The 2,624-nt window shown below is 39.8% G+C and carries 2 protein-coding genes; both read right to left on the bottom strand.

Annotated features, from left to right (window positions below):
- Positions 1 to 644: 644 nt before the first annotated feature.
- Entirely contained in the window at positions 645 to 956 is a 312-nt protein-coding gene (locus ABZX61_RS65705; protein ID WP_354792033.1) for a hypothetical protein, read from the bottom strand.
- 545 nt (positions 957 to 1,501) lie between these two features.
- A complete protein-coding gene (locus ABZX61_RS65700) occupies positions 1,502 to 2,413 on the bottom strand; it encodes a magnesium transporter CorA family protein (RefSeq protein ID WP_010891392.1) in 912 nt (303 codons plus the stop codon).
- Positions 2,414 to 2,624 lie beyond the last annotated feature (211 nt).

Genomic DNA, 2,624 nt, shown 5'->3' with positions numbered 1-2,624 from the left:
CTAAAAGAAAAGATCAAACCCTCTCTTAGGACTTTCTTGGATTCCCTCTAATTGCTCGTATACGCTGTTTTAACTATTTGACTAGCTAAATACTCATACTTTGCAATCAAGCGTCTTACAGACGGTCAGGGCAAGCCCTAACAACCCTTAAATGGAAAACCTATACTTTGTTTAACTTGTTTTTTTACAACTTAAAACAAGCTATTCAATTCAAAATCACTTTAAACCCACTTAAAAGCTCGTTTAAGCATTCTTAATGTTCCCTTTGAACAAATAGACAGTTTCGAATTAAAGTCGCTTAAATCGAGTTTTAGAGCGTTTTAAAATAGAATGATGAAAAACTAAAAAGTTTCAAACGCTGGTCGGCTTGTTTCGTAAAAAAAGAGTGCAATGCGCACTTACACATCACTCTAAAAACGAGTGATGTAATGGCTAAAAATCGTGTATCAGAAGTTGCTTATCGCAACAACAAAATTTCATGCTAGTAGCGTCTCTTAAATGAGTGAGTCTTTGTTTCAATTTGTGATACATTTTTCTGATCCATCAAGAACTTCCTCAAAGATAAAATGCCCCAGCGCTCATTCCTCAATCGCCCTTTGTCATTGATTTTGTAATAAGCATTGCGCCCTATTCGGTTACAATCCTCACAACAAAATAGCAAATATAAACCCATAAATACTGCTGTAAGCTATCACATTGTAATACAAATTACTTCGTTCTTGTATTACAATGTGGCTTGAAAAGGGGGAAGTTTCACTTTCCCCTTTTATCCCCTTTGGATTGTGTCGATTTGCTTTACGCAAACGCCACCTACCCATTTTATAAAAATAAAATGGGCAAAAGATCTTTCTTTTTGTCATACAAAAAGAAGAAAAAAAAGGACGATTTTCTTCTTCCGAAATCGTCCCTCTTTTTGGATGAACGAACAAAAAATCTCTCGTATTTTGTTTGTTCATCCACTAAAAATATGCGAACAGTATGGCTTCATTCAATCCTGTTCTTACAAGTCAAAAGCATCGAATCGTCCAAGGACGATTCAACAAAAAAAGTAGTCGTTTTTGGACGACTACTAAGTTCTAAACATTCATTACCCAAAATCAATTTGGTCTAACATCGTTTCTCGACTAGCTTGATCTAATCCAAGATACGTTAAGGTCATAGCTTCACTTGAATGGTTTAATAAATTCATCACTAAACCAATATTATAGTTTGACTGCGTATAGACCCGATAAGCGCCTGTTTTACGCATGGTGTGTGTGCCTAGATAGTTGATACCTAATAGATCACCAACACGTGACAAGACCCGGGTTGACCCCAGAGCATAAGGCAGAAAATCCAGTAACGAACAAAAAACGTTCGCTACTGGATTTTTTGTCTTATGTGGCCGGGGTCAGGGTCGTCGGAGCGTATTTCAGAAGCCGAAGGGTGCTCAAAATAGCATAACTGCTCAACTATACACATTCCAAAAAAGTCCCCCACCCAGCAGCAAGTCACTCACCCATCACATCTTCCGCCAGAACTTCAGCATAATCAGCATCGCCACAATCAAGGCGACAGAAATCCCCAAAGTCAGCATCCAAGCATCTTGCATCCCGGCTAACGGGAGTTTCTTCACGTTCATCCCATAGAATCCGGTAATGATCGTTGGCACAGCCATGGTCAGTGACCAAATTGTCAAAAATTTCATTGTATCGTTCAGGTTGTTATTAGCAAGGCTGTTGAGGGTATGATCGATTCGGTCAACGACTTGGGTTTCAATCTCAAACATCCGTTGGACCTGTTCTCCTTCAATTTGCACGTCTTCGAATAAATCAATTTTATCTTGGTCAGCACCGACACCAAAATGGGTCTTTGGCAAACGATCGAGTTCACTGAGATTGGTTTGGACCGCGCTGGACAAAAAGGTCAACGTCTGTTGAAGATATGAAAGTGAAACCAAGTCACTGTTCTTCGTCTTCCGGTTCAACATTTTATCCAAATAGTTGCGTTTCTTGGTAATGGCGCGAGAAATTGGGATAAAACTGACAACAACTGTAAACAGTGTTTGCAGAATAAATGCATCGACGCTCTTAACCTCGGGATTATCCAATGCCGAGTAAAGTGCCGTGTTGACTTCAGGTATGCCGCTTTGATTAAACGTGAATAAAACGCCCTTATGGAGCAACATGCCAAATGGCTGGGTAATGTATCTCAGCGCATCTTTGTCGAGGGCATACGGCGCCAGAAAGATGAATAATTGGTAGTCCTCATTGATATCATAAACATAATTAGTACTTTCATCATTATCAGTGACGTACTCAATAATATCTTCATCGATGCCATACTGATCTTCGAGGGTTGCCCGTTCTTCGGCATTGATTTGAATCGTTTCAATCCATTTGGTTCCATTGATTGTCTTTTCGGGTTTGATCATTTAGTAATTCCCCTGTTAGTTATTAACCTCTATTTTAGACTAAAAGAAAAGAAGCTGCAGACAAATTTTTAAATTGTCAACGATTCCCAACTGCTAAACACTTTTATAAAGAATATAACGGAAGGCCCAGACCTTTGTCATTGGGCCCGCCCGGCCCGGTGGGCCAGAACACCTTCGTGGATATTTCCAGGCTTTCCCGCCGCTGTCCTTT

The organism is Nonomuraea sp. NPDC003709 (assembly GCF_040610775.1).
Classification (GTDB): domain Bacteria; phylum Actinomycetota; class Actinomycetes; order Streptosporangiales; family Streptosporangiaceae; genus Nonomuraea; species Nonomuraea angiospora_A.
The sequence above is the reverse complement of the archived record's forward strand: the minus strand, read 5'-3'. Positions and strand labels throughout refer to the sequence as shown.

Coding starts and splice junctions, on each gene's coding strand:
- ABZX61_RS65705 (WP_354792033.1), bottom strand. CDS start 956: ATGAACAAACAAAATACGAGAGATTTTTTGTTCGTTCATCCAAAAAGA.
- ABZX61_RS65700 (WP_010891392.1), bottom strand. CDS start 2,413: ATGATCAAACCCGAAAAGACAATCAATGGAACCAAATGGATTGAAACG.